24 protein-coding genes are annotated in these 25365 nt (G+C 70.0%); 13 read left to right on the forward strand and 11 right to left on the reverse strand.

All coding sequences use genetic code 11. From position 1 onward, the window contains the following. Window positions 1-113: 113 nt before the first annotated feature. Entirely contained in the window at window positions 114-1058 is a 945-nt protein-coding gene (gene xerD, locus AC3A57_RS18030; RefSeq protein ID WP_487580180.1) for a site-specific tyrosine recombinase XerD, read from the reverse strand. A 149-nt stretch (window positions 1059-1207) separates the two neighbouring features. Here xerD and AC3A57_RS18035 point away from each other — a divergent pair, with 149 nt between their 5' ends. Continuing rightward, entirely contained in the window at window positions 1208-1681 is a 474-nt protein-coding gene (locus AC3A57_RS18035) for an RDD family protein (protein ID WP_487580181.1), read from the forward strand. Between the two features lie 581 nt (window positions 1682-2262). On the opposite strand, the gene lptG is transcribed toward AC3A57_RS18035, so the two are convergent. Together lptG and lptF are read right to left on the reverse strand one after the other, a co-directional pair. Beyond that, window positions 2263-3363 (reverse strand): LPS export ABC transporter permease LptG, encoded by a 1101-nt coding sequence (gene lptG, locus AC3A57_RS18040; protein ID WP_487580182.1) that lies wholly within the window; start codon window positions 3361-3363, stop codon window positions 2263-2265. Then, complete coding sequence (gene lptF, locus AC3A57_RS18045) at window positions 3360-4442, reverse strand: LPS export ABC transporter permease LptF (protein WP_487580183.1); 1083 nt, start codon at window positions 4440-4442, stop codon at window positions 3360-3362. Before lptF ends, lptG begins: the two co-directional genes overlap by 4 nt. A gap of 222 nt (window positions 4443-4664) precedes the next feature. Between lptF and AC3A57_RS18050 the strand changes: the two genes are divergently transcribed. From AC3A57_RS18050 to AC3A57_RS18060, 3 genes are all read left to right on the forward strand, one after another. Beyond that, on the forward strand, window positions 4665-6134 hold the full coding sequence (locus tag AC3A57_RS18050; RefSeq protein ID WP_487580184.1) for a leucyl aminopeptidase: 1470 nt from the start codon (window positions 4665-4667) through the stop codon (window positions 6132-6134). A gap of 265 nt (window positions 6135-6399) precedes the next feature. Further along, entirely contained in the window at window positions 6400-6825 is a 426-nt protein-coding gene (locus tag AC3A57_RS18055) for a DNA polymerase III subunit chi (protein WP_487580185.1), read from the forward strand. A 123-nt stretch (window positions 6826-6948) separates the two neighbouring features. Continuing rightward, the gene (locus tag AC3A57_RS18060; protein ID WP_487580186.1) at window positions 6949-9714 is read left to right on the forward strand and encodes a valine--tRNA ligase; all 2766 of its coding nucleotides are present in this window, start codon (window positions 6949-6951) and stop codon (window positions 9712-9714) included. A 262-nt stretch (window positions 9715-9976) separates the two neighbouring features. Here the strand turns inward: AC3A57_RS18060 and rimI are convergent, their stop codons facing one another. From rimI to pssA, 3 genes are read right to left on the reverse strand one after another with little or no spacing between them, the layout of a single operon-like run. After that, complete coding sequence (rimI, locus tag AC3A57_RS18065; RefSeq protein ID WP_221669830.1) at window positions 9977-10474, reverse strand: ribosomal protein S18-alanine N-acetyltransferase; 498 nt, start codon at window positions 10472-10474, stop codon at window positions 9977-9979. After that, window positions 10471-10821 carry an alanine acetyltransferase gene (locus AC3A57_RS18070; protein WP_487580187.1) on the reverse strand — a complete coding sequence of 117 codons (351 nt, stop codon included), beginning with the start codon at window positions 10819-10821 and terminating at the stop codon, window positions 10471-10473. Before AC3A57_RS18070 ends, rimI begins: the two co-directional genes overlap by 4 nt. Continuing rightward, complete coding sequence (pssA, locus tag AC3A57_RS18075; protein ID WP_487580188.1) at window positions 10818-11606, reverse strand: CDP-diacylglycerol--serine O-phosphatidyltransferase; 789 nt, start codon at window positions 11604-11606, stop codon at window positions 10818-10820. The genes AC3A57_RS18070 and pssA overlap by 4 nt, the downstream gene beginning before the upstream one ends. A 111-nt stretch (window positions 11607-11717) precedes the next feature. Between pssA and AC3A57_RS18080 the strand changes: the two genes are divergently transcribed. Both AC3A57_RS18080 and AC3A57_RS18085 read left to right on the forward strand, forming a co-directional pair. Continuing rightward, window positions 11718-12203 carry a DUF4124 domain-containing protein gene (locus AC3A57_RS18080; protein ID WP_487580189.1) on the forward strand — a complete coding sequence of 162 codons (486 nt, stop codon included), beginning with the start codon at window positions 11718-11720 and terminating at the stop codon, window positions 12201-12203. A 151-nt stretch (window positions 12204-12354) separates the two neighbouring features. Then, window positions 12355-14070: a proline--tRNA ligase gene (locus tag AC3A57_RS18085; protein ID WP_487580190.1), complete on the forward strand. Its 1716-nt coding sequence runs from the start codon at window positions 12355-12357 to the stop codon at window positions 14068-14070. Between the two features lie 15 nt (window positions 14071-14085). Here the strand turns inward: AC3A57_RS18085 and AC3A57_RS18090 are convergent, their stop codons facing one another. Continuing rightward, on the reverse strand, window positions 14086-14322 hold the full coding sequence (locus AC3A57_RS18090) for a hypothetical protein (RefSeq protein WP_487580191.1): 237 nt from the start codon (window positions 14320-14322) through the stop codon (window positions 14086-14088). Between the two features lie 135 nt (window positions 14323-14457). Between AC3A57_RS18090 and AC3A57_RS18095 the strand changes: the two genes are divergently transcribed. Continuing rightward, window positions 14458-14844: an H-NS histone family protein gene (locus tag AC3A57_RS18095; RefSeq protein WP_487580192.1), complete on the forward strand. Its 387-nt coding sequence runs from the start codon at window positions 14458-14460 to the stop codon at window positions 14842-14844. 175 nt (window positions 14845-15019) lie between these two features. Here the strand turns inward: AC3A57_RS18095 and AC3A57_RS18100 are convergent, their stop codons facing one another. Further along, window positions 15020-16288 (reverse strand): threonine/serine exporter family protein, encoded by a 1269-nt coding sequence (locus AC3A57_RS18100; protein WP_487580193.1) that lies wholly within the window; start codon window positions 16286-16288, stop codon window positions 15020-15022. Between the two features lie 184 nt (window positions 16289-16472). On the opposite strand from AC3A57_RS18100, the gene AC3A57_RS18105 reads away from it, so the two are divergent. From AC3A57_RS18105 to AC3A57_RS18125, 5 genes are all read left to right on the forward strand, one after another. Beyond that, window positions 16473-17594: an ABC transporter permease gene (locus AC3A57_RS18105; protein ID WP_221669838.1), complete on the forward strand. Its 1122-nt coding sequence runs from the start codon at window positions 16473-16475 to the stop codon at window positions 17592-17594. A gap of 79 nt (window positions 17595-17673) precedes the next feature. Further along, the gene (locus tag AC3A57_RS18110; RefSeq protein WP_487580194.1) at window positions 17674-18525 is read left to right on the forward strand and encodes an ABC transporter ATP-binding protein; all 852 of its coding nucleotides are present in this window, start codon (window positions 17674-17676) and stop codon (window positions 18523-18525) included. After that, window positions 18522-19445 carry a CPBP family intramembrane glutamic endopeptidase gene (locus AC3A57_RS18115; RefSeq protein ID WP_487580195.1) on the forward strand — a complete coding sequence of 308 codons (924 nt, stop codon included), beginning with the start codon at window positions 18522-18524 and terminating at the stop codon, window positions 19443-19445. Before AC3A57_RS18110 ends, AC3A57_RS18115 begins: the two co-directional genes overlap by 4 nt. Window positions 19446-19491: 46 nt before the next feature. Continuing rightward, the gene (locus AC3A57_RS18120) at window positions 19492-20433 is read left to right on the forward strand and encodes an MlaD family protein (RefSeq protein ID WP_487580196.1); all 942 of its coding nucleotides are present in this window, start codon (window positions 19492-19494) and stop codon (window positions 20431-20433) included. After that, window positions 20430-21110, forward strand: a complete 681-nt coding sequence (locus tag AC3A57_RS18125) for an ABC-type transport auxiliary lipoprotein family protein (RefSeq protein WP_487580197.1) — start codon at window positions 20430-20432, stop codon at window positions 21108-21110. The genes AC3A57_RS18120 and AC3A57_RS18125 overlap by 4 nt, the downstream gene beginning before the upstream one ends. 57 nt (window positions 21111-21167) lie before the next feature. Here AC3A57_RS18125 and AC3A57_RS18130 read toward each other — a convergent pair whose 3' ends face one another. Then, window positions 21168-21791 (reverse strand): alpha-ketoglutarate-dependent dioxygenase AlkB family protein, encoded by a 624-nt coding sequence (locus AC3A57_RS18130; protein WP_487580198.1) that lies wholly within the window; start codon window positions 21789-21791, stop codon window positions 21168-21170. A 241-nt stretch (window positions 21792-22032) separates the two neighbouring features. Here AC3A57_RS18130 and AC3A57_RS18135 point away from each other — a divergent pair, with 241 nt between their 5' ends. Next, entirely contained in the window at window positions 22033-23685 is a 1653-nt protein-coding gene (locus AC3A57_RS18135; RefSeq protein ID WP_487580199.1) for an electron transfer flavoprotein-ubiquinone oxidoreductase, read from the forward strand. Between the two features lie 116 nt (window positions 23686-23801). Here AC3A57_RS18135 and AC3A57_RS18140 read toward each other — a convergent pair whose 3' ends face one another. Together AC3A57_RS18140 and AC3A57_RS18145 are read right to left on the reverse strand one after the other, a co-directional pair. Continuing rightward, window positions 23802-24434, reverse strand: a complete 633-nt coding sequence (locus AC3A57_RS18140; protein ID WP_221669846.1) for a CoA transferase subunit B — start codon at window positions 24432-24434, stop codon at window positions 23802-23804. A 161-nt stretch (window positions 24435-24595) separates the two neighbouring features. Continuing rightward, window positions 24596-25333, reverse strand: coding sequence for a CoA transferase subunit A (locus AC3A57_RS18145; protein ID WP_221669847.1), 738 nt, complete (start codon window positions 25331-25333; stop codon window positions 24596-24598). Window positions 25334-25365: the final 32 nt, after the last annotated feature.

Raw genomic sequence — 25365 nt, forward strand, 5'->3', positions numbered from 1 at the left:
CCGCATGCGGCTTTGGAGAGCTGCGCTCTGGCTGAGAGTTGCGACCCCGGCCCGGCGCAGCGCGCCGGGCGTTCGCCGAAAGCGCGAGCCGGTGGCTCGCAAGCGCTTTCGGCTCACCCCCTAGGATGATGCTTGGCGTGCAGGCGCTTGAGCTGTTCGCGCGCCACCAGGGTGTAGATCTGGGTGGTCGACAGCGAGCTGTGGCCGAGCAGCATCTGCAGCGCGCGCAGGTCGGCGCCGCGGTTGAGCAAGTGAGTGGCGAAGCTGTGGCGCAGGGCGTGCGGGCTGATCCGCATCGGGTCGATGCCGGCGACGGCGGCGTAGCGCTTCACCAGGTGCCAGAACTCCTGCCGGCTCGGCGCTTCGCCGGAGGGGCCGATGAACAACGGCGCCAGGGCGCGCTTGCCGGCCAGTTGCGGGCGGGCCTGGCCGAGGTAGCGCTCCAGCCAGTGCTGGGCTTCCTCGCCCAGCGGCACCAGGCGCTCCTTGCTGCCCTTGCCGGTGACCCGCAACACGCCTTGGCGCAGGTTGACCGCGGTCGCCGGCAGATTCACCAACTCGCTGACGCGCAGCCCGGCGGCGTACATCAGCTCGAGCATGGCGCGGTCGCGCAGGCCCAGCGGCGCGTCCGTGTCGGGCGCCGCCAGCAGGGCGTCGATCTGGCTTTCCGCCAGCGCCTTGGGCAGCGAGCGCGGCAGCTTCGGCGGCTCCAGCAAAGCGGTCGGGTCGTCGCTGCGCAGTCCGCGGCGCAGGCGCCAGGCGTAGAACGCGCGCAGGGCCGACAGCAGGCGCGCGTTGCTGCGCGGCGAATAGCCCTCGCGGGTGCGCCAGGCCAGATACTCGAACAGGGCGGCGCGATCGGCGCCGGCCAGGCCGCGTCCGTCGCGCCAGCGCGCCAGGCCTTCCAGGTCGCGGCGATAGCTGTGCAAGGTCTGCTGCGCCAGGCCGTTCTCGGCCCAGATCGCATCCAGGAACCCGGCGATGTCGGCGGCGTCGGGCTCGTCCAGCGGGGGCAAGGCCATGGCCAGGCTGCGGCGATCGGCGGGAGTGGCGGGCATGGGGGAAGCTTAAGGCGGGGAACGGCTGCAGAGGAACGAGTGGAGAGGAGTGAGGAGTGAGTAAAGGCGGAGCGCGATAGCGGCCCCGCTCACTCCTCACTCCTCTCCACTCGTTCCTCTCCACTCGCTCCTGCCCGTATCCTGCCGGGATGAGCGCAACCGACTCCGCCGCCGCCCCGCCCCGCCCCGCCGCCCTGTTGCATTGGCGGCTGTTCTCGCTGTTCTACGACTTCTGGCCGGTGCTGGCGCTGTGGATGCTGATCGGCCTGGCGGTGGTGCTGGCCTACACCCTGGCCGGCCACAACACCCACGAGAACATCCGGCCGCTGACCGGCTGGTGGTGGCTGGAATGGAGCCTGTGCTGGCTGGCGGCCGGCGGCTACGCGACGCTGAGCTGGCGACGCGGCGGCCAGACCCTGGGCATGCGGCCCTGGCGGTTGCGGGTGATCGGCGCCGACGGCGCGATCCCGGGCTGGAAGGCGCTGTGGATCCGCTATGCGGTCGGCACGCTCTCGCTGCTGGCCGGCGGGCTCGGCTTCTGGTGGGCGCTGTTCGACCGCGAACGCCTGACCTGGCACGACCGCGCGAGCGGGACGCGGGTGCTGCGGATGCCGAAGCGGTAGGTCCACGCGCGCGGCCGCTGCGGCGCAGCGAGTTCGAGCGATGCGAGGGGTTTGAGCGCGATTAACCCCCTCCGTCCCTTGTTCGGGCGGCAGTGCCGCAGGCGGCTTCGGGCGGCCATGCATGGGCTGGAGGTTGCGGCCCCGGCCCGGCCAGACGGCTTCGGGCGGCCATGCGTGGGCTGGAGGTTGCGGCCCCGGCCCGGCCAGACGGCTTCGGGCGGCCATGCGTGGGCTGGAGGTTGCGGCCCCGGCCCGGCCAGACGGCTTCGGGCGGCCATGCGTGGGCTGGAGGTTGCGGCACCGGCCCGGCCAGACGGCTTCGGGCGGCTATGCGTGGGCCGGAGGTTGCGGCACCGGCCCGGCCAGACGTCTTCGGGCGGCTATGCGTGGACTGGAGGTTGCGGCACCGGCCCGGCCAGACGGCTTCGGGCGGCTATGCGTGGGCTGGAGGTTGCGGCACCGGCCCGGCCAGACGGCTTCGGGCGGCTATGCGTGGGCTGGAGGTTGCGGCACCGGCCCGGCGCAGCGCGCCGGGCGTTCGCCGAAAGCGCGAGCCAGTGGCTCGCAAGCGTGCTTTCGGCTCACCCCGACCGACGTTTGAACAGGTAGGCGGAGACCGCCAGCATCACCACCGTCGGCATGGCGTAGGCCAGGCGGAAGTCGAAGTGGAACACCTTGGCCAGCTCGACGAACTGGGTCTGCAACTGCCAGAACACCAGGGCGAACACGATGCCGATGAACAAGCGCTTGCCCAGGCCGCCGCTGCGCAGGCTGCCGAACGCAAACGGCACCGCCGCCAGGCACAGGGTCAGCACGTTGAGCGGGTAGAACCAGCGACCCCAGTAATGGGCCTCGAACTCGGCCGCATCCAGGTCGTTGCGTTCGCGGTCTTCGATCGCCTTGTGCAGGGCCTTGGCGCTGAGGTAGCGCGGGCGGTTGGTGCCGCTCATCAGCGCCGAGCTGTCGAGCTTGGACTCCCAGCGCTCCTGCGCGACCTGAGTCTGCTCGGCCGACTTGGCATGGAAGGTGGTGCGGGTGACGTCGCGCAGCAGCCAGCCGCCGGGACGGTGCTCGGCGATCTTGGCGATCGCGTACGAGGCCAGGCGGCCGTCGGCGCCGAACTGGTACAGGTTGACGTTGCGCAGCTCCAGCCAGCGGTCCTGGCCATTGCTGCGTTCCTGGCCCTGGCTGGCGCTGAGGATCACGTCGCCCTCGCGCGCCCACAGGCCGGAGTACTCGGCCACGACCTGATTGTTCGACTTGGCCGCCGACTTCAGCGCGTCGGCGCGGCGCTGGCCTTCCGGCGCCAGGGTCTCGCCGTTGACCACCATGACCAGGGTCAGCGCCGCCAGCGCGCCGGCCACCGCCAGGCTGAGCCGGCGCCGCGACAGGCCGACCGCGCGCAGCACGGTCAGCTCGGAGGTCGAGGCCAACTGGCCCAGGGCCATCAGCGCGCCGATCACCGCGGCATAGGGGAACAGGCCGTAGGCGCGGCGCGGCACCGTCATCAGCATGTAGGCCAGGGCCTGCATCAGGCCGTAGCGGCCCTTGCCGATGTCGCCGAATTCGCCGACCAGGCTGAGCATGAAGTCCAGACCCAGCAGCACCGCCCAGGTCAGCAGCACGGTGCCGAGCACGGCCCGGCCGACGTAGACGTCGTGGATCTTGGGGAAGGGCCTCATCGCGCCTTGCTCCGCCGCGCGACGCGGCCGTCGCGCAGGTACAACCAGGCCGACACCGCCAGCAAAGGCACGGTCAGCCACCACAGGCCGAGGGCGGCGGGGATCTTGCCGTCTTCGATCCAGCCGGTGCCCATCATCATGAAGTTGTTGCCGATCAGATAGGCCAGAAAACCCATCAGCACGCTGCCGTAGCGGGCCTGGCGCGGGGTGGTGCGGGCCAGCGGCACCGCCAGCAGGGCGAAGGCCAGGGCCAGCAGCGGCGGCGCGATGCGATAGTGCAGCTGCGCCGCGGCCTCGCGCCGCGGATCGGTCAGCAACTGCGGGGTCGACATCATTTCCGGCAGCGAGGGGTCGTAGCGGTCCTCGCTGGCCGGCATCAGCACGTCGTTGCTGGCGTAGCGCATCAGCCGGTAGTCCAGGCCGCCGTCCTTCGGCCCCTCGACCTCGAAGCCGTCGTCCAGGGTCAGGTAGCGGTCGCCGTTGGCGCGCACGGTCAGGTGGCCGCTCTTGGCGGTGGTCACGGTCTGCCGCTCGGGCTTGTTGCGGTAGATGAAGATGCGCTCGAAACGGCTGCCGTCGCCGGACATGGCGCCGACGTAGATCACCCCGTTGTCGTTGGGCAGGCCGGTGAAGGCGCCCGGCTCCAGGCCGGCCACGACCAGGCTGCGGCTGGCCTCGTTGATCATTTCGCGCGACACCCGGTCGGCCCAGGGGCCCAGCCACAGCGAGCAGGCGCCGACCACGGCCACGATCGGGCCGACCACGTACAGCAGCGGGCGCAGCAGGCGCTTGGGGCCGACACCGATCGAGGCGATCACCGGCATTTCCGAGTCCCGATACAGCCGGCCGATGCCCAGCATCAGGCCCAGCATCAGCGCCAGCGGCAGGATCAGCGGCAGCCACTTGATCAGCACCAGGCCCAGCTGCATCAGCATCAGGCCGGCCGGGACCTTGCCCTTGGCGATGTCCTCGAGCACGTCGGTGAAGGCGCCGCCGACGCTCACGATCAGCAGCACCACCAGGGTCGCGAAGACGGCCTGGGCGAATTCGCCGGTCAGGTAACGGTCAAGCTTCTGCATGAGGCGTGGGGGCGCGCTTCGGGTTGGGCTTCGGCATTCGGGCGGGCTTGCTTTAAACTCGGGGGTTCGTTCGACGGCCGGCCGGCCCGATCGCGCCTCGAACCCGGGGCTGCCGATCGACTCTGCGCCAGACGGCGCCGGCTTCGGTCCTGGCCTCAGGCCCTTAGGCAAAGCCGGCCGATTGTACGAGACAACTCCTCTTTTCTGCTGGGAATCTGTTGGATGGCCCTCGAATTCGACCTGAACCGCGACACGCCCGCGGCCGCTCAAACCGATTGCGTCGTGGTAGGCGCCTTCGCCGACAAGACCCTGACCGCAGCGGCGCGAACGCTGGATGAAGTCAGCGGCGGACGCCTGACCGTGCTGCTGGAACGCGGCGACATCAGCGGCAAGACCGGCAAGACCGCCCTGCTCCACGACGTCCCCGGCATGGCCGCGCCGCGCGTGCTGGTGGTCGGCCTCGGCGAGCCGGGCAAGTTCGGCGTCGCCCAGTACCTCAAGGCGGTCGGCGATGCCGCCCGCGCGCTCAAGACCGGCCCGGTCCAGCACGCCCTGCTGACCCTGACCGAAGAGCCGGTGCAGGGCCGCGACGCCGCCTGGGCGATCCGCCAGGCCGCGATCGCCGCCGACCACGCCTGCTACCGCTACACCGCCACCCTGGGCAAGAAGAAAGACGAGCCCGGCCTGCGCCGGCTCTCGCTCAGCGGCACCGACGCCGTCGCGCTGGCGCGCGGCCAGGCCATCGCCGCCGGCGTCGCCTTCGCCCGCGAGCTCGGCAACCTGCCGCCGAACATCTGCAACCCGGCCTACCTGGCGCAGCAGGCGCAGGAATTCGCCGACCGCTTCGACAACGCCTCCTGCGAGGTGCTCGACCGCGAACAGATGCAGGCGCTGGGCATGGGCTCGCTGCTCGCGGTCGCGCGCGGCTCGGCCAACCCGCCCAAGCTGATCGTGCTCAAGTACGACAACGGCGGCGACGCCAAGCCCTACGTGCTGGTCGGCAAGGGCATCACCTTCGACACCGGCGGCATCAACCTCAAGGTCCAGGGCGGCATCGAGGAGATGAAGTTCGACATGTGCGGCGCCGCTTCGGTGCTGGGCACGTTCGTGTCGGCGGTCGGCATGCAATTGCCGATCAACCTGGTGGTGGTGGTGCCGGCGGTGGAGAACATGCCCGACGCCGACGCCTACCGTCCCTCCGACGTGCTCACCAGCATGTCCGGCAAGACCATCGAAGTCGGCAACACCGACGCCGAAGGCCGCCTGATCCTGTGCGACGCGCTGACCTATGCCCAGCGCTTCGAACCCAAGGCCCTGCTCGACGTGGCGACCCTGACCGGCGCCTGCGTGGTGGCGCTGGGCAAGTTCGCCAGCGGCCTGATGAGCAAGGACGACGACCTCGCCGGCGAACTGCTGCAGGCCGGCGAACAAGTGTTCGACCGCGCCTGGCGCCTGCCGCTGTGGGACGAGTACCAGACCCAGCTCGAGTCCAGCTTCGCCGACGTCTACAACATCGGCGGCCGCTGGGCCGGCGCGATCACCGCCGGCTGCTTCCTGGCCCGCTTCACCGAAGGCCAGCGCTGGGCCCACCTGGACATCGCCGGCGTCTCCAACGAAGAAGGCAAGCGCGGCCTGGCCACCGGCCGCCCGGTGGGTCTGCTGTCGCAGTGGTTGTTGGATCAGGCGGGCTGACGCTGTGCGGGACTCGGGGCCCTCGGGGTTCCGGGACTGCGGGACTGCGGGACTCGGGACTCGGGACTCGGGACTCGAAAGGCTAGGCGGCGCGCCGCCAAGCTCAAGGACCACGTGTTCCCCGACCCCGACTGACTGAAAGCAAAAGCCCACTTTACCGAGTCCCGCTTTAATCCGAGTCCCGAGTCCCGAGTCCCGAGTCCCGAGTCCCGAGTCCCGAGTCCCGCAGTCCCGAATTCCGAATCCTGAGCCCCGAGCCCCGAACATGCCCCGCGCCGACTTCTACCTGATCCAATCGCCGCGCTTCCGCGAGGAGCCGATGCGCTTGGTCTGCGAACTGGCGCGCAAGGCCCACGACGCCGGGCTGCCGACCCTGATCCTGGCGCGCAGCGCCGAGCAGGCCGAGCAACTCGACGACATGCTCTGGGACATGGGCGAGGACGCCTATATCCCGCACCAGATCGCCGGGCTGGACGAGGACGAGGAGGAAGCCGACGTGCTGATCGCCGCGCCCGAATCCGACCCGGCCCTGCGCCCGCTGGTGATCAACCTGCGCGACGCCCCGGTCGGCGAAGGCTTCGACCGGGTACTGGAAGTCGTCCCCGCCGACGACTCCGCGCGCGGCCCGCTGCGCGAACGCTGGAAGCAGTACCAGGCGCGCGGCCTGGCTTTGAATAAGCACGATATGTAAGAAGCCGGAATGGAGAATCGGGGATAGGGAATCGTTAAAGCCCTTCGCCACCTCCTCCTGCGCTGTTGCAGTAGCCCTACCGATTCCCGATTCCCCTTTCCCCTTTCCCCATTCCCCGCCCCTATGTCCCTCGCCCCCAGCTACGACCCCAAACAGTTCGAAGCCCGCCTCTACGAACAGTGGGAAAGCAGCGGCGTATTCCAGCCGCGCGGCGAAGGTCCGGCGTATTCGATCCTGCTGCCGCCGCCGAACGTCACCGGCACCTTGCACATGGGCCACGCGTTCCAGCACACCCTGCAGGACGCGCTGATCCGCTACTACCGCATGCGCGGCTACGACACGCTGTGGCAGATGGGCACCGACCACGCCGGCATCGCCACCGAAATGGTGGTGGCGCGCAATCTCAGCCAGGAAGGCCTGACCCGCGACGGCCTGGGCCGCGACGGCTTCATCGAGAAGGTGTGGGAGTGGAAGGCCCACTCGGGCGGCACCATCGAACGGCAGATGCGCCGCCTCGGCGCCTCCGGCGATTGGACCCGATCGGCCTTCACCATGGACCCGATGGCCTCGCAGGCGGTGATCGAGGCCTTCGTGCGCATGCACGAGCAAGGCCTGATCTACCGCGGCCAGCGCCTGGTCAACTGGGACCCTGTGCTGAAGACCGCGATCTCCGACCTGGAAGTGGTCAACGAAGAAGAAGACGGCTTCCTGTGGTCGATCAGCTATCCGCTGAGCGACGGCAGCGCCACGCTGACGGTCGCGACCACGCGCCCGGAAACCATGCTCGGCGACACCGCGGTCATGGTCCATCCGGACGATGAGCGCTATCAGCACCTGATCGGCAAGAGCGTCACCCTGCCGCTGACCGGGCGCGAGATCCCGGTCATCGCCGACGCCTACGTCGACCGCGAATTCGGCACCGGCGTGGTCAAGGTCACCCCGGCCCACGATTTCAACGACTACGCGGTCGGCCAGCGCCACAGCCTGCCGCTGATCAACATCTTCACCCTCGACGCGACCGTCAACGCCAACGCGCCGGAACGCTTCGTCGGCCTGGACCGCTACGAAGCGCGCAAGGTCGTGCTGGCCGAACTGGAAGCGCAGGGCCTGTTGGTGGAAACCAAGCCGCACAAGCTGCAGGTGCCGCGCGGCGACCGCACCGGCCAGGTGATCGAGCCCTATCTGACCGACCAGTGGTTCGTGCAGATGGACGGCCTGGCCAAGCGCGGCCTGGAGCTGGTCGAACAGGGCCAGGTGCGCTTCGTTCCGGGCAACTGGATCAATACCTACCGCCACTGGATGGAGAACATCCAGGACTGGTGCATCAGCCGCCAGCTGTGGTGGGGCCACCGCATCCCGGCCTGGTACGACGAGCAAGGCAATATCTACGTCGGCCGCGACGAAGCCGATGCGCGCGCCCGCGCCGGCCTCGGCGCCGACGTCGTCCTGAGCCAAGACAGCGACGTGCTGGAAACCTGGTTCTCCTCCGGCCTGTGGCCGTTCAGCACCATGGGCTGGCCGGACCAGGCGACGATGGAAGCGCGCGGCTTCGAGCGCTACCTGCCGACCTCGGTGCTGGTCACCGGCTTCGACATCATCTTCTTCTGGGTCGCGCGCATGATCATGCTGACCGACCACTTCACCGGCCAGGTCCCGTTCCGCGACGTGTACATCCACGGCCTGGTGCGCGACAAAGACGGGCAGAAGATGTCCAAGTCCAAGGGCAACGTGCTCGACCCGATCGACCTGATCGACGGCATCAGCCTGGACGAGCTGGTCGCCAAGCGCACCACCGGCCTGATGCAGCCGAAGATGGCCGAGAAGATCGAGAAGAACACGCGCAAGGAGTTCCCCGAAGGCATCCCGGCCTTCGGCGCCGACGCGCTGCGCTTCACCATCGCCGCGCTCGCCACCCACGGCCGCGACATCAAGTTCGACCTCGGCCGCGCCGAGGGCTACAAGAACTTCTGCAACAAGCTGTGGAACGCGACCCGGTTCGTGCTGATGAACACCGACGGCGCCGGCTTCGCCGGCGCGCCGCAGCCGAAGACCGACGCCGAACGCTGGATCCTGGCCCAATTGGCCAAGGCCGCGGCCGAGGCCGAGACGCACCTGGCCGGCTACCGCTTCGACCTGCTGGCGCAGAGCCTGTACGAGTTCGCCTGGAACGCGTTCTGCGACTGGTTCGTCGAGCTGGCCAAGCCGGCGCTGCAGGGCGAGGACCGCGCCGCCGCCGACAGCACCCGCCACACCCTGCTGTACGTGCTCGAGCGCCTGCTCTGCCTGCTGCACCCGCTGATTCCGTTCGTGACCGAGGAACTGTGGCAGCAGGTCGCGCCCAAGCTCGGCGTGGCCGAATCCAGCATCATGCTGCGCGCCTATCCGCAGGCCGGCGAAGTCGGCGGCGACTACGCCGGCGCCGAGGCCGACGTGGAATGGCTCAAGGCGATGGTCTCGGCGCTGCGCAAGGTGCGCAGCGAGCTCAACGTCAAGCCGTCCGACCTGGTGCCGCTGCTGCTGGCCAAGGGCGACGCCAGCGACCGCGAGCGCAGCGCGCGCTTCGCCACTCAGCTCAAGTTCCTCAACAAGCTCGAGCGCATCGACTACATCGACGACGTGGCTGCGGCGCCGCCGGCCGCGCCGGCGGTGGTCGGCGAACTGACCCTGCTGGTGCCGCTGCCGGCGGAAAAGCTCGACGCCGAACGGGTGCGCCTGGACAAGGAACGCAAGCGGGTCGAGGGCGAGATCGGCAAGTGCCAGGCCAAGCTGGCCAGCGACACCTTCGTCCAGAACGCGCCGCCGGCGGTGGTCGAGCAGGAGCGCAAGCGCTTGGTCGACTGGACCACGATGCTGGAAGAGCTGGTCGCGCAGCGGGCCAAGCTGGACTGAACGACACAGCCTCTCGCAAAAAAGCCGCGGCAGGACCGCGGCTTTTTTGTGCGCGCATCAACCCCTGTAGGAGCGGCGTGAGCCGCGACCACCGCAGCGACGGACGCAAGCGTGGCAGCCGGAGCGCGGATAGCCGCGATTTGGGCAGGCAGAGCGGGAAGGGTCGGGACTTCGGAAGGAGGCGTGGTATTTCGTCGCTTCGGTTGTCGCGGCTTACGCCGCTCCTACAGGGGCAACGTCGCGCTTTGCCAATCCCGAATCCCTAATCCCGCCCCTCGGGCAACAACTCGATCGCCATCACCAGTGCATCCTCGCGGCCGCCGCGGGCCGGGTAGTAGCGCGGGCGGCGGCCGATCTCGTTGAAGCCTTCGCTGTGGTACAGGGCGATCGCGCCGGCGTTGGACGGGCGCACTTCCAGGAACACCCGCTCGGCGCCGCGGCCGCGGGCGATCGTGACCAGGGCGCGCAGCAGCTTGCGGCCGAAGCCCAGCCCATGCGCTTCCGGGGCGACGCAGACGTTGAGCACGTGCGCCTCGCCGGCGGCCACGCTCATCAGGAAGTAGCCGACGATGCGCTCGTCCTCGACCAGCACCCAGGCCGGGTAATCGGCGCGCAGGCAGTCGCGGAAGATGCCCGGGGTCCACGGGAATTCGTAGGCGCGGATCTCGATCGCATGGACCGCGTCGAGATCGTCTTCGCGCATCGGCCGCAGCGCGGCCGGGGCCGTGGGACGTTCCAGGTCCGAGGCCAGCGCGATCATCGCGGCGCGTTCCCGCGGCGCAGGGCGCGCAGGCGCGGCCACAGCGCGCGCTTGGCGGCCGGGTCGCCGCGCAGTGCGGCGACGTCGAACAGGGCCAGCACCGCCGCGTCGCCGGGCGCGCGGCGCGCGGCGCGCAGCAGGTTGCGCAGCAAGGGGCTGTCGGCGGTCGGCCGGGCCGGGTTGGCCGCAGCGGCGACCGGGGCAAGCTCCGGCCTGGGCGCGGAAGCGCGCCCGGCGGTCGGCGCGACGGCCGGCGCCGGCTCGGCCTCGTCGCCGGCCAGGCTCAGCACGCTGTGGCCCATCGCCTGCAACCACTCGCGCTGCTGCGCGCTCCACAGCCCGCTCATGGCGTACCGCCCTCGGCCGGCGGGGGCGGCGGCGGAATTCTGCGCACCCGGCGGTAGATCGCCTGCACCGGGCCGGACAGCGCATACGGGGCGAAGATCGCCAGCAGCACCCGCGGCGGGTCGATCGCGATCGCCACCACCACCGCCACCACCACCAGGATCGCCAGGAACGGCACCCGGTCGTTGCGCGGGCCGCTGCCCTTGAAGCTGACGTAGCGCATCCGGCTGACCATCAGCAGGCCGGCCAGCACGGTCACCGCCAGCGCGGCGTAGCGCAACTGCTCGCCGACCAGGCCGAAGCTGTGGCAGGTCCAGACGAAGCTGGCGACCAGTCCGGCCGCGGCCGGGCTGGCCAGGCCGATGAACCAGCGCTTGTCGACCTGGCCGACCTGGGAATTGAACCGGGCCAGGCGCAGCGCGGCGCAGGCGGCGTAGAGGAAGGCGCCGACCCAGCCGATCTTGCCGGGGATGACGCCGTCGAGCTTGGTCGACTCCAGCGCCCAGTGGTACATCACCAGCGCCGGCGCCAGGCCGAAGCTGATCAGGTCGGCCAGCGAGTCGTACTGCACGCCGAACTCGCTCTGGGTGTTGGTCAGGCGCGCAACGCGGCCGTCGACGCCGTCGAGGATCGCGGCGATGAAGATCGCCACGCAAGCGTCGTCGAAACGGCCCTGGGTGGCGGCGATGATCGCGTAGAAGCCGGCGAACATGCCGCCGGTGGTGAACAGGTTGGGCAGCAGGTAAATGCCGCGTCCGCGGGGGCGGGGCGTGTGATGGGGTTCCATACTGCGAAGTGTAGCGCTTGCCTGCATCCGGACAGGATGCTGCAATCGTAGCTTCCCCCCGCCCCATCGGCGTCTGCCGCCCCGTTCCGCCCGCTGCCCCGGAGCTCCGCCATGTCCCGCCCGACCCGTCCTTCCGCCCGCCGCGCCCTGCCGGCGCTGGGCTTCAGCGCCGCCCTGCTCGTCCTGTTGGCCGCCCCGGTCGCCGCCACCGAGCTGTACCAGTGGAAGGACGCCAAGGGCGTCACCCATTACTCCGATTCGCCGCCGCCGAACCAGGCCGGGGTCAAGAACCGGGTGATCAAGAACCGCTCCGGCACCGCCGCCCAGACCGCCAGCGCGGCCGACGCGCCGGCGGCCGAGAACCCGCAGTGCGTGACCGCGCGCGGCAACCTCAAGCAGCTGCAGAGCTCGCGCACGGTCGGGGTCGACGCCAACAAGGACGGCAAGCCGGACAACGTGCTCGACGCCCAGCAGCGCGCCGCCCAGGTCCAGTTGGCCGAGGCCGCGGTGCGCGCCTACTGCACCCAGCCGGCCGCGGCGCCGACCAGCGTCGCCCCGGCTTCGTCGCAGCCGACCACCAAGCAAGGCGACGCCTGAGTCAGCCCCACCGGGCGCCGCGGCCCGTCCCGCGACGGCTTCGGCGCCCGCCCCAGGGCGCCGCGCGGCGCCCCGCCGGCCCGGTTCGCGAACGAGCCCGGCGCGCCGGCATGGCAAACTGTTCGCTTTCCCCATCCGCGAACCCCTGCCGATGCGCCTGTCGCAGTTCCATCTCCATACCAGCAAGGAAACCCCCGCCGAGGCCGAGATCGTCAGCCACAAGCTGATGCTCAAGGCCGGCATGATCCGCAAGCTCGCCGCCGGCCTGTACACCTGGTCGCCGCTGGGCCTGCGCGTGCTGCGCAAGGTCGAGCGCGCGGTGCGCGAGGAGATGAACGCCGCGGGCGCGATCGAAGTGCTGATGCCGGCGGTGCAGCCCAAGGAGCTGTGGGAAGAAACCGGGCGCTGGGAGAAGTTCGGCGGCCAGCTGCTGAAGATGCAGGACCGCAAGGAGGCCTGGTACTGCTACGGGCCGACCCATGAAGAGGTCGTCACCGACTTCGCCCGCAACGAGCTGGCCAGCTACAAGCAGCTGCCGGTCAACTTCTACCAGATCCAGACCAAGTTCCGCGACGAGATCCGGCCGCGCTTCGGGGTGATGCGCGCGCGCGAGTTCCTGATGAAGGACGCCTACTCCTTCCACGTCAGCGACGAGGACCTCGGCCGCGAATACCGCAACATGTACGACACCTACGGCCGCATCTTCACCCGCCTGGGGCTGAAGTACCGCGCCGTGTTCGCCGACACCGGCGCGATCGGCGGCAGCGCCTCGCACGAGTTCCATGTCCTGGCCGACTCCGGCGAGGACGCGATCGCCTTCTCCGACGGTTCCGACTACGCCGCCAACGTCGAACTGGCCGAAGCGGTGGCGCCGGGCCCGCGCCCGGCCGCGGCCGAGGCGATGCGCAAGGTCGACACGCCGACCCAGAAAACCTGCGAGGACGTCGCCGCCCTGCTCGGCATCGAGCTGGCGCGCACGGTCAAGTCGGTCGCGATCGTCGGCGCCGACGCCGACGGCCAGCCGCAGTTCGCCCTGGCGCTGGTGCGCGGCGACCACGTGGTCAACGAGATCAAACTGTCCAAGCTGGCCGGCCTGGCCGAGTACCGCCTGGCCAGCGAGGCCGAGATTCTCGAACACCTCGGCGCCCAGCCCGGCTTCCTCGGCCCGGTCGCGCCGGCCAAGCCGGTGCGGGTGATCGCCGACCGCAGCGTCGCCGCGCTGGCCGATTTCGTGGTCGGTGCCAACGACAACGGCTACCACCTGGCCGGGGTCAACTGGGGCCGCGACTTGGCCGAGCCGGCCGAGGTCGCCGACATCCGCAACGCGGTCGCCGGCGATCCTTCGCCCGACGGCCGGGGCACCCTCGGCATCGCCCGCGGCATCGAGGTCGGGCACGTGTTCCAGCTCGGCCGCAAGTACGCCGAAGCGATGAAGCTCAGCGTGCTCGACGAGACCGGCAAGGCCGCGACCCCGGCGATGGGCTGCTACGGCATCGGCGTGTCGCGGATCGTGGCGGCGGCGATCGAGCAGAACTTCGACGACGCCGGCATCGCCTGGCCGGAAGCGATGGCGCCGTGGCAGGCGGTGGTGTGCGTGATCAATCCCAAGAACGACGCCGCCGTCGCCGAAGCCGCGCAGGCGCTGTACCGCGACCTGCTCGCGGCCGGCGTCGACGCCGCGCTCGACGACCGCGGCCTGCGCCCGGGAGCGATGTTCGCCGACATGGAACTGATCGGCGTGCCGCACCGGGTGGTGGTGTCCGAGCGCGGCCTGGCCGCGGGCAGTTTCGAATACCGCCACCGCCGCGCCGCCGAGGCGGAGAATCTCGACCGCGCCGCGGTCCTGGCCCGGATCGCCGGCGCCTGAGGCGACGGTTGCCGATTACCCGCGCCGCAGCGCGAGTAATCTCCGGCGCCGCCGCAGATAGCGTGCCGCGGCGCACCGGTAATGATGTTCGAAAATATGACGGCAGGCACGCTTTATCGTCCGTCCCGCCGCGCCGATTTTCGTCGCGGCGATGCCGCCGGCCTCGCCATGCGGCCGCCGCGAAAGCGCCGCGCCCGCGAAAAAACCGATGATTCCGAACGCCGCTGGATTAACCGCCGCCGTCTGCACCAATCGTGCCAACCGACTGCGAATCCGCGAGCGAATATATCGCGACCATCGGCACATTTACGCCCGGGGTATGTCCCTCTATTATGCAGGCCGCGCGCCAGGGACTGGCCGTATTCCGTCCATACTCCCGGAGGCTTCATGACGATCGATATTTCCTCGTTGTCCGCCAAAGAACTCGAATCCCTGATCAGCCAGGCCAAGAAGCGCAAGACCACGCTCAACAAGCGCAAGCCGCTTGCTGCGGTGCGCAAGAAAATCGCCCAGCTGATCAAGGCCGAGGGCTACACCGCCGAAGAGCTGTTCGGCACCGCGGCCGCGCCGCGCGCCGCCAAGGCCGGCGCCAAGGCCGCCAAGCCGGCCGCCGCCGGCGCGCGCAAGGCGCGCAAGCCGCTCGGCAAGGTCGCGCCGAAGTACCGCAACCCGGCCAATACCGGCGAAACCTGGACCGGCCGCGGCAAGCAGCCGCGCTGGCTGGCCGCCTATACCGCCGCGGGCCGCAAGCTCGACGATTTCCTGATCAAGTAACCGGCCTCGGCCACAGGCGCCGGCAGCAGCCGGCGTTTTCTATTGCGCCGGCGAAAATCGGCCGCGCCGCTGCCCGGGGGAGCGGCGCGGCGGATTCGGCCCGCCAGGGAATCGGAACCGGCCGGATTCGGCCGGGGACGGAAGGCGGTCGGATCGGAACCCGGTTGGAGCCGGATCAGAGGTTGCGCCGCGCCGGCAGCAGCAGGTTGCCGAATATCAGCCCGGCGATCAGCGCCAACAGGATATTGACCACCGCCAGTATCGCGTCCTGGCCGACGTGGACGTCCTGCTGCTGCAGCATGGTCAGCAGCCCGCGCAGGCTCACGCTGCCGGGCACCAGCAGGATGATTCCGGGCACCCGGATGATCGCGCCGGGCCGATTGCCCCAGCGCGCATAGGCGTTGCCCAGCGCGGTCATGACCAGCGCGGCGAGGAAAATCCCGGCCGGATTGCCCCAGGCCAGGCCGCCGAAACGGGAGATCAGATAACCGCCCGCGGCCGCCGCCATCACCTTGGGATAATCGCGGCGATCGGCGCGGAACAATACCGCGAAGGCATAGGCCGATACCGCCAGGCCGCACCACTCCACCCAGGAATCCTGCGGACGCCAGGCCCGCACCACCGGCTCCAGGCCGATCAGGTCGGCCAGGTACAGGCCGATCACCGTGCCCACCGCGAGTTTGACCACGGTGGTGACCGCGCCGGCGAAACGCGCCGTGCCCGACACCAGGTGCTGGCTGGTCAGCTCGTTGACCGCATTGGTCAGCGCCATACCGGGCAGCAGCACGATCAGCGAGGCGATGATCACCGTGTTCTGGTTCAACGGGGCGACGAAGTTGGCCGCCAGCACGGTCGCCGCAGCGGCGAACACGCCGGCGATCGCCTCCAGCGCCTCGCGCAGGCGCGGACGCTGGCCGGAGAAGTCGACCAGCAGGCCGATCATCAGGCCGTTGACGGCGGCCACGCCGATGTCCAGCCACGGCAGCCGCAGCAGGCTGGCCACCGCGCCGGCGGCCAGGCCGTAGGCGATCACCTGCATCGCCCGCCAGCGTCGGGTGCGCGGCCGGTCCAGCGCCTCCAGGGCGGCATGGCCGGCGGCCAGGTCCAGCCGCCCGGCCATGACCTCTTCGGCGATGCGGTCGGTTTCGCTGAGCCGGTACAGATCGTTCTCGCCCGGCGGCAGGCGGATGACCCGGGTGGTGTCGCTGTCGCCCAAGGGCCTTTGCGGGTCGCTGAAGGTCAGGATCAGCCCGGTCGGGTTGGACCAGGGTTCGCATTCCAGGCGCAGCTTCTGCGCCACCGCGGTCACCGCCGCCTCCAGGCGCTGGGCGGTGGTGCCGTAGCTGTGCAGGCGCTCGGCCAGCTCGACCACGAAGGCGATGCGGGCCGCGTAGCTGGTGGCGCTGAGCGGATGCGGGACGGACATAGCCGCGAAGCATCGCATGCGCACGCGCCGCTGGGCAGACGCCGCGCCGGATCGGTGCATGCGGCAGTCAGGCGGACCCGGCCGGTCGCGGCGCAGCGCATCCGGCAGGCCGCGCCGCACATTGCTCCGCACGGCCCCGCTCGGCCGCACACCCGACACTCACCTGTCCGCTTCTAGCCTGTATTCTCCCGCCCGAGAGCCTATGACCGCACCGACCTCGCACGCGCCGGAAATCGCCGCCGACGGCCAAGCGCCTTCGCGCCTGCGCCTGTCCGGCTGCTGGACGCTGGAGCATGCCCTGCGCATCGGCGAGGCGCTCAAGCACGCGCCGGAAGGCGCGACCGAGATCGACGCGCGCGGGGTCGAGCGCCTGGACTCGGTCGGCGTGCTGCAGCTGATGCGCTACGCGCGCCGCCACGAACTCGATTTCGACGCCGCGTTCTCCTTCCACGACAGCCACCGCGCCCTGGTCAGCGCGATCGAGGACGTCGCCGACGAGCGGCCGAAGAAGAAGCGCGAATACGGCTTCCAGGCCGCGCTGGCGCGGCTCGGCTTCGCGGTCACCGACAACTGGAAGGAAGTGCTGGCCCTGGTCGCCTTCTTCGGCGAAACCCTGGTCAAGATGCTGCGGCTGTTCAAGAGCCCGGGGCGCTTCCGGCCGACCGCGACCGTCCACCACATGGAGCAGGTCGGCCTCGACGCGGTGCCGCTGATCGCCCTGCTGTGCTACCTGGTCGGCGCGGTGGTGGCCTTCCTCGGCTCGACCATCCTCAAGGACTTCGGCGCGACCATCTTCGTGGTCGAACTGGTCAGCATCGCCTTCCTGCGCGAGTTCGGCGTGCTGCTGACCGCGATCGTGCTGGCCGGCCGCACCGCCAGCGCCTTCACCGCGCAGATCGGCGCGATGGTCAGCCGCGAGGAGGTCGACGCGATCCGCACCCTGGGCATGGACCCGATCGACCTGCTGGTGATCCCGCGCGTGCTGGCGCTGCTGGTGATGCTGCCCCTGCTGACCTTCATCGCCATGGTCGCCGGCCTGCTCGGCGGCCTCACCGTCGGCGCCTACGGCCTGGACATCCCGCCGCAGCAATACCTGGCGCGGATGCACGACACCATGCAGCTGCGCCACTTCCTGGTCGGCATGAGCAAGGCCCCGGTGTTCGCCCTGCTGATCAGCCTGATCGGCTGCCTGGAAGGCCTGCAGGTCAAGGGCACCGCGCAATCGGTCGGCGAACGCACCACCTCCAGCGTGGTCCAGGCGATCTCGCTGGTGATCGTGCTCGACGCGTTCTTCGCGATCTGGTTCATGGAGATGGGCTGGTGAGGCGGGGACTCGGGACTCGGGGCTCGGGACTCGCAAAGCGGCTTGCGAGCGCATTGGCCCCTGTCGGCGAGACCATGCTGTGACGAGTCCCGAATCCCGAGTCCCGAGCCCCGACGTCGGCGCCGAAGGCGACGAGGTGATCATCCGCATCCGCGGCCTGGTCAACCAGTTCGGCGAACAGCGCGTGCACGACGGGCTGGACCTGGACGTGCGCCGCGGCGAGATCATCGGCGTGGTCGGCGGCTCGGGCACCGGCAAGTCGGTGATGATGCGCTCCATCCTCGGCCTGCGCCGGCCCGACGCCGGCGAGATCGAGGTGCTCGGCATCGACGCGCGCACCCCCGACCCGCGCCTGCGCCGCGAGATCGAACGCAATACCGGGGTGCTGTTCCAGGACGGCGCGCTGTTCTCCTCGCTGACCGTCGGCGAGAACGTGCAGGTGCCGCTCAAGGAGTACCACGGCGAACTGCCCGACTCGCTGCGCTACGAACTGGCCCTGCTCAAGGTCAAGCTGTCGGGGTTGCCGGCCGATGCGATCGACAAGCTGCCCTCGCAATTGTCCGGCGGCATGCGCAAGCGCGCCGGCCTGGCGCGGGCGCTGGCGCTGGACCCGCCGCTGCTGTTCCTCGACGAGCCCACCGCCGGCCTGGACCCGATCGGCGCAGCCGCCTTCGACCGCCTGATCCGCACCCTGCAGCAGGCGCTGGGCCTGACCGTGTTCCTGATCACCCACGACCTCGACACCCTGTACGCGATCTGCGACCGGATCGCAGTGCTCGCCGACAAGAAAGTGGTCGCCTGCGCGCCGATCGAGGAAGTCGAGCGGCTCGACCATCCCTGGGTGCAGGAGTACTTCCACGGCCCGCGCGCGCGCGCCGCCCAGGTCGCGCGCGAGCGCAACCTCCGCGACGCCGACGCGGCCGGCGCATGAGCGGCTGGCCCCTCGACCCGGCGCAACTGCCGAGCCTGGCCGCCTGGGGCGTGCTGTGCCTGGCCGCGGCCCTGTTGTGGTGGCCGCGCGCGCATACGCTCGGCGCGGCCCTGCTCGCCGCGGCGGTCGGCGCCGGCTTCGCCCTGGGCCTGCTCGCGCCGCCGGCGCTGGCCGCCTTCGCCCTGCTCGGCCTGGCCGCCTGGCTGGTGCGGCCGGCGCGGGCCCGGCCGGCGCGAATCGCCGGCCACGCGCTGTTCGTCGTGGTCGCCTTCGCGCTCGGCCTGCACCTGATGCCGGGCTTCCACAACCCGCAACTGACCGACGGCCTGCAGCTCAGCGCCGGCGCCGCGCCGATGTCGCTGTACCTCAACTTCGACAAGCCGCTGGCCGGGTTCTGGCTGCTGCTGTGCTGGATCGGCGCCAGCGCCCGCCACAAAGGCCGCGGCGATGTCGCTGCGCCGGCGCATTCGCCGCTGTTCGGCGCCGGTGCGGGTGCGGCCCTGGGCGCCGGCGCGATCGGCGCGGGCGCCGCCGCCCTCGCCTGCCTGGGCCTGGCCCTGCTGCTGGGGGTGGTGGACTGGGCGCCGAAGTGGCCGGCTTTCGCCCCGCTGTGGGCGGCCAACAACCTGCTGCTGGTGGCGCTGACCGAAGAGGCGATGTTCCGCGGCTACCTGCAACAGGCGCTGCAGCAACGCTGGCGCGCGCTGCGCCACGGCGACGCCCTGGCGATCGCGGCGTCGGCGCTGGCCTTCGGCCTGGTCCATGCCGGCGGCGGCGCGCGCTGGGTGCTGCTGGCGACCCTGGCCGGACTGGCCTATGGCTGGGCCTACCGCCGCGGCGGCCTGTTGGGCGCGGTGTTGGCCCACTTCGGGCTGAACTTCATCCATTTCACCGCGTTTACCTATCCCATGCTGGCATGATGCCGGCCAAAGCGGCGGCGACGCCCAGTCGCACTGAAGGTGCCTGATGGAAACCAAGGCCAATTACGTCCTGATCGGCGCGTTCACGATCCTCGTGACGCTGTTCCTGCTGCTGTTCGCGTTGTGGGCGGCGAAGTACTCCTCCGAACGCAGCTGGCGCGAGTACGCGGTGATCTTCAACGAGCCGGTGACCGGCCTGTCGGAAGGCAGCACCGTGCAGTACAACGGCATCTCGGTCGGCACCGTGCAGCAGCTGAGCCTGGCCCCGGACGACCCGCGCCGGGTCATCGCCAAGCTGCGCGTGCAGGCCGACGCGCCGATCAAGACCGACACCCGCGCCAAGCTGTCGATGACCGGCATCACCGGCAGCCCGATCATCCAGCTTACCGGCGGCAGCCCGAACAGCCCGGCCCTGGCCGACGCCGAGCGCGGCAGCGAGATCCCGATCATCCAGACCGAAGCCTCGGCGCTGCAGAACATCGCCGACACCGCCAACCGTTTGGTCGCGCGCCTGGACCAGGTGCTCAGCGACGAGAACGTCCAGCACGTGTCCAAGACCCTGGCCAACATCGAATCGCTGACCGGCTCGATCGCCGACCAGCGCGACGACCTGCGCGCGCTGATCGCCAATGCGCGCAAGTCCAGCGAGCAGCTCAGCGCGACCTTGGACACCACCCAGCACGCGGTCCAGACCGTCGACCGCGAGATCGCCGGCAAGCTGCCGGGCATCGTCTCCAAGCTCGACAGCACCCTGACCAAGCTCGATTCGGCCGCCACCGGCGCCAACGGCATCCTCAACGACAACCGCGCCGCGATCAGCAGCTTCGCCAACGACGGCCTGGCCCAGCTCGGCCCGACCCTGGCCGAGTTGCGCGTGCTGGTGCGCGACCTGCGCCGGATCAGCGATCGTCTCGACGGCAACCCGACCCGCTATCTGCTCGGTCGCGACGCCACCAAGGAATTCGAACCGGAGCCGGCCGCCCGATGATCCGCATCCAGACCCTGACCCCGTCCGCCGCGCGCCGCCCGGCGCCGTTGCGCGCGCTCGCCGCCGCGCTGTTCGCCGTCGCCCTGCTCGGCGGCTGCTCGATCCTCGACGAGAAGCCGAAGAACCCGACCACCCAGTACGCGCCGGATCCGCGCGTGCCAGGCGATCCGGCCTGGCCGCAAGCCGACTGGCAACTGTCGCTGACCGCGCCGACCGCCGCGCGCATGATCGACAGCCTGCGCATCGCGGTGCGCCCCAACGGCGACGAGTTCCAGGTCTACAAGGGCGCGGCCTGGGCCAAGCTGCCCAGCGCGATGATCGAGGACGCCTTGCTGCGCACCCTGGAAGATTCCGGCAAGATCGCCGCGGTCGCGCGCCAGGGCAGCGGCATCGGCGCCGATTACAAACTGGTGCTGGATTTGCGCCGGTTCGAGTCCGACTACGCCGGCCAGGCGCTGCCGTCGGCGGTGATCGAGCTCAACGCCAAGCTGCTGCACAACGCCGACCAGAAAGTGGTCGCGCAGCGCACTTTCCTGCAATCGACCCCGGCCGCGAGCCCCCAGGTCGGCGACGTGGTCGCCGCGTTCGAGCGCTCGCTGACCGCGACCACCGGCGAGCTGGCCGGCTGGACCCTGAGCTCGGGCGAGGCGCACGAGAAGGCCGCGCACAAGCGCTGAAGCCAGTGCGAGCGCGAGTGCCCAGGAAACAGCAACGAGTAATCGCCGCGGATCTACTCAAGCACTGGTTCCTATCCACTCGCTCCTGCCTGTCGCCGGCCGAATCCAGCGGAACGTCAGATTGATCCGTTCGCCCACCGGCCGCGCCGTACGCGGCAAGGCATGGCGGTAATTGGCCTGGGTCGCTCCGGCCATCACCAGCAGGCTGCCGTGGCCGAGCTCGAGCGCGCCCTTGAGGCCGTCGCGGCGGCGGTGCTTGAGCGCGAACCGGCGCGTCGCGCCCAGGCTCAGCGAGGCGATGACCGGCGCCGGCCCGAGTTCGGGTTCGTCGTCGCTGTGCCAACCCATCGCATCGCGACCGTCGCGGTAGCGATTGGCCAGCACGCTGTTGAAGGCCGCGCCGAGTTCCTCGCTCAATCGCGACCGCAGCGACGCCAGGGCCGGCGGCCAAGGCCGCGGCTCGAACAGCGCGCCGGAATAGCGATAGCGCGCCTCGGCGTCGCCGATCCAACTGCTCAGCCGCGGCGAATCGTGCTCGCGCCCGAACAAGCGGATCCGATGCACTTCCCAATCGATCTCCTCGCGCAACGCCGCGAACAGCGCGTCGGCCGGCTCGCGCGCCAACCAGTGCGGATCGAAGCTCAGTTCGGCGTCTTCCAGCGGCAGTCGTCGCAAAGCCATGAGCCACGCTAGCACGCGGCCGGCGCGCCGCGCTCCGGATCCCGCGCCGCCGCGGGCGGGCGCCTTGCACACGCCGTCCGCCGCCCGGGCCGCGGACGCCCGCACGCTCGCGCCTGAAACCGCATTCAAGCCGTTTTAAACGCGACGCCGGCCGCGGGCCGCGGGATCCGCGCCGTCCCGGCTTGGCGCTGCCGGCGCAAACCCGCGACAATGGCGTATTGCACGCCAGAGTCCCGCCAGCATGAGCGAACAGCCGATCGACACGGTCCAGCCGTCCGACACGCCAGCCATCGAAATCGAACGCGACGTCATGGAGTACGACGTCGTCACCGTCGGCGCCGGCCCCGCCGGCCTGTCCTTCGCCATCCGGCTCAAGCAGCTCAATCCGGAGATCTCGGTCTGCGTGATCGAGAAGTCGAGCACCATCGGCGCGCACATCCTGTCCGGCGCGGTCATCGAGACCGGCCCGCTGGACGCGCTGCTGCCCAACTGGCGCGACAATCCGCCGCCGATCTGCGTGCCCGCGACCGAGGACGAGTTCTGGCTGCTGAGCAAGACCGGCGGGCGCAAGCTGCCGGTGCCGCCGGGCATGAACAACCACGGCAACGTGATCGTCAGCCTCGGCGCGATGTGCGCCTGGCTGGCGCCGCAGGCCGAGGCGCTGGGGGTCGAGATCTACCCCGGCTTCGCCGCCGCCGAAACCCTGCACGACGCCGACGGCCGCGTCGCCGGCGTGCGCATCGGCGACATGGGCATCGCCAAGGACGGCAGCCACAAGCCCGGCTTCACCGCCGGCATCGACATCCGCGCCAAGGTCACCGTGTTCGCCGAAGGCGCGCGCGGCCATCTGACCAAGCGCCTGATCAAGCGCTTCAAGCTCGACGCCGACAGCGACCCGCAGGGCTATTCGATCGGCATCAAGGAACTGTGGCAGGTGCCCGAAGACCGGGTCACCCCAGGCAAGATCGTGCACAGCTTCGGCTGGCCGGCCGACAGCCGTACCTACGGCGGCAGCTTCCTGTACCACCTGGACAAGGGCCGGATCGCGCTGGGCTACGTCAGCGGCCTGGATTACCGCGACCCGGACTACAAGCCCTGGGAAGCGTTCCAGCAATGGAAGAACCACCCGATGGTCAAGCCGCTGCTGGACGGCGGCAATCTGGTCTCGGCCGGCGCGCGCGCGATCGTCACCGGCGGCTTCCAGTCGTTGCCGAAGCTGGAAATGCCCGGCGCGCTGCTGATCGGCGACACCGCCGGCCTGCTCAACGTGCCCAAGATCAAGGGCACCCACCAGGCGATCCGCAGCGGCATGCTCGCCGCCGAGCACCTGGCCGGCGCGGAACTGTCGCCGCAGGGCTTCGACGCCAAGCTGCGCGGCTCCGAGGTGATGAGCGAGCTGAAGAAAGTCCGCAACATCAAGCCGGGCTTCAAGCGCGGACTGTGGTTCGGCATGCTCAACGCGGCCTGGGAAACCCTGACCGGCGGCGCTTCGCCGTGGACGCTGAAGAACAAGCCCGACTGGTCCTCGCTGCAGAAGCTCGGCGAGGCCGAACAGCCCAAGCGCGATTACCTGGAGCGCAGCCTGGCCCCGCGCGACCGCCTGGCCGCGGTGTACTTCGCCGCGACCGAGCACGACGAAGACCAGCCGGTGCACCTCAAGGTCGCCGACACCAACGTCTGCGTGACCCGCTGCGCCGAGGAGTACGGCAACCCCTGCACCCGCTTCTGCCCGGCCGGCGTGTACGAAATCGTCGAAGACGCCGGCGCCAAGCGCCTGCAGATCAACGCCGCCAACTGCGTGCACTGCAAGACCTGCGACATCAAGGACCCGTACGAGATCATCAACTGGGTCACCCCGGAAGGCGGCTCGGGGCCGAATTACCAGAACCTTTGAGATAACGGCGGCGGTGGCGCGCATCTGCGTCGGCCGCCGGTCCGGAGATACGCAAACGGCGTGATCGGATCGATCGCGCCGTTTGCGTTTTCCTAGGCGGCGCAGACCAGGGCCGTTCAGGCGGCCAGCAGGGGCACGCCGGTCTTGGTCCGCAGTTCGTCTTCGTTCACCCCCGGCGCGGCCTCGACCAGGACCAGGCCGCGCTCGGTCACATCCATGACCGCCAGCTCGGTGATGATCCGGTTGACCACGCCCAGGCCGGTCAGCGGCAGGGTGCACTCGGGCAGGATCTTGTGTTCGCCGTTCTTGGCGGTGTGCTCCATCAGCACCACCACCCGCTTGACCCCGGCGACCAGGTCCATCGCCCCGCCCATGCCCTTGACCATCTTGCCGGGCACCATCCAGTTGGCCAGGTCGCCCTTGCCGGTGACCTGCATCGCGCCGAGGATCGCCAGGTCGATATGGCCGCCGCGGATCATCGCGAAGCTGTCGTGGCTGCCGAAATAGCTGGCGCCGGGGCGCGCGGTGACGGTCTGCTTGCCGGCGTTGATGAGGTCGGCGTCGACTTCGTCCTCGCTCGGGAACGGGCCGATGCCGAGCAGGCCGTTCTCGGACTGCAGCCACACGTCCATGCCCTCGGGAATGAAGTTGGCCACCAGGGTCGGCAGACCGATGCCGAGATTGACGTAAGCGCCGTCGGTGAGTTCCTGCGCGGCGCGCTGCGCCATTTGATCGCGGGTCCAGGGCATGGGGATTCGTCTCTGTTTTGATGTCGAGCCTGCGGCGGTGGCGGCGAGGCGTTCGACGGGATTCTAGGAACGGGCGAAGAGGAAGAGGAGCGAGTGGCCGGCTAAGGTCCGACTCGTTTCTCGTTGCCGTCTAGTGGTTTCTCGCATCGACGGCCGCTCGCTCAGCCGGCCCGCACCGTGCGTTGCTCGATGCGCTTCTCGGGCGTGGCATTGACCACGATGCGGTCGACGTAGATGCCCGGCAGATGCACCTGGTCGGGGTCGAGCTGGCCGATCTCGACCAGTTCCTCGACCTCGGCGATGCATACCTTGCCGGCCATCGCGCAGGCCGGGTTGAAATTGCGCGCGGTCTTTCGGAACACCAGGTTGCCGGCCTTGTCGGCCTTCCACGCCTTGACCAGCGAGACGTCGGCCTTGAGCGCGGTTTCCATCACGTAATGGTGGCCGTCGAACTCGCGGGTTTCCTTGCCTTCGGCCACCACCGTGCCGTAGCCGGTGCGGGTGAAGAAGGCCGGAATGCCGGCGCCGCCGGCGCGCAGGCGCTCGGCCAGGGTGCCCTGCGGATTGAACTCGAGCTCGAGTTCGCCGGACAGGAACTGGCGCTCGAACTCCTTGTTCTCGCCGACGTAGGACGAAATCATCTTCTTGATCTGGCGCGTTTCCAGCAGCAGGCCGAGGCCGAAACCGTCGACGCCGGCGTTGTTGGAGATCGCGGTCAGGCCCTTGGCGCCGCTGTCGCGCAAAGCGCCGATCAGGGCCTCGGGAATGCCGCACAGGCCGAAGCCGCCGACGGCCAGGGTCTGCCCGTCGGCGACCACGCCCTGCAGGGCGGTCTGCGCGTCGGGGTACAGCTTGCTGTTCGCGCCGCGGGCGGGCGACGCGGGGGTGGCCTGGGCCATGGGACGACTCCTTTGCGGGATAGGCGAAGTTT

The organism is Lysobacter sp. Soil_C_15 (assembly GCF_057657315.1).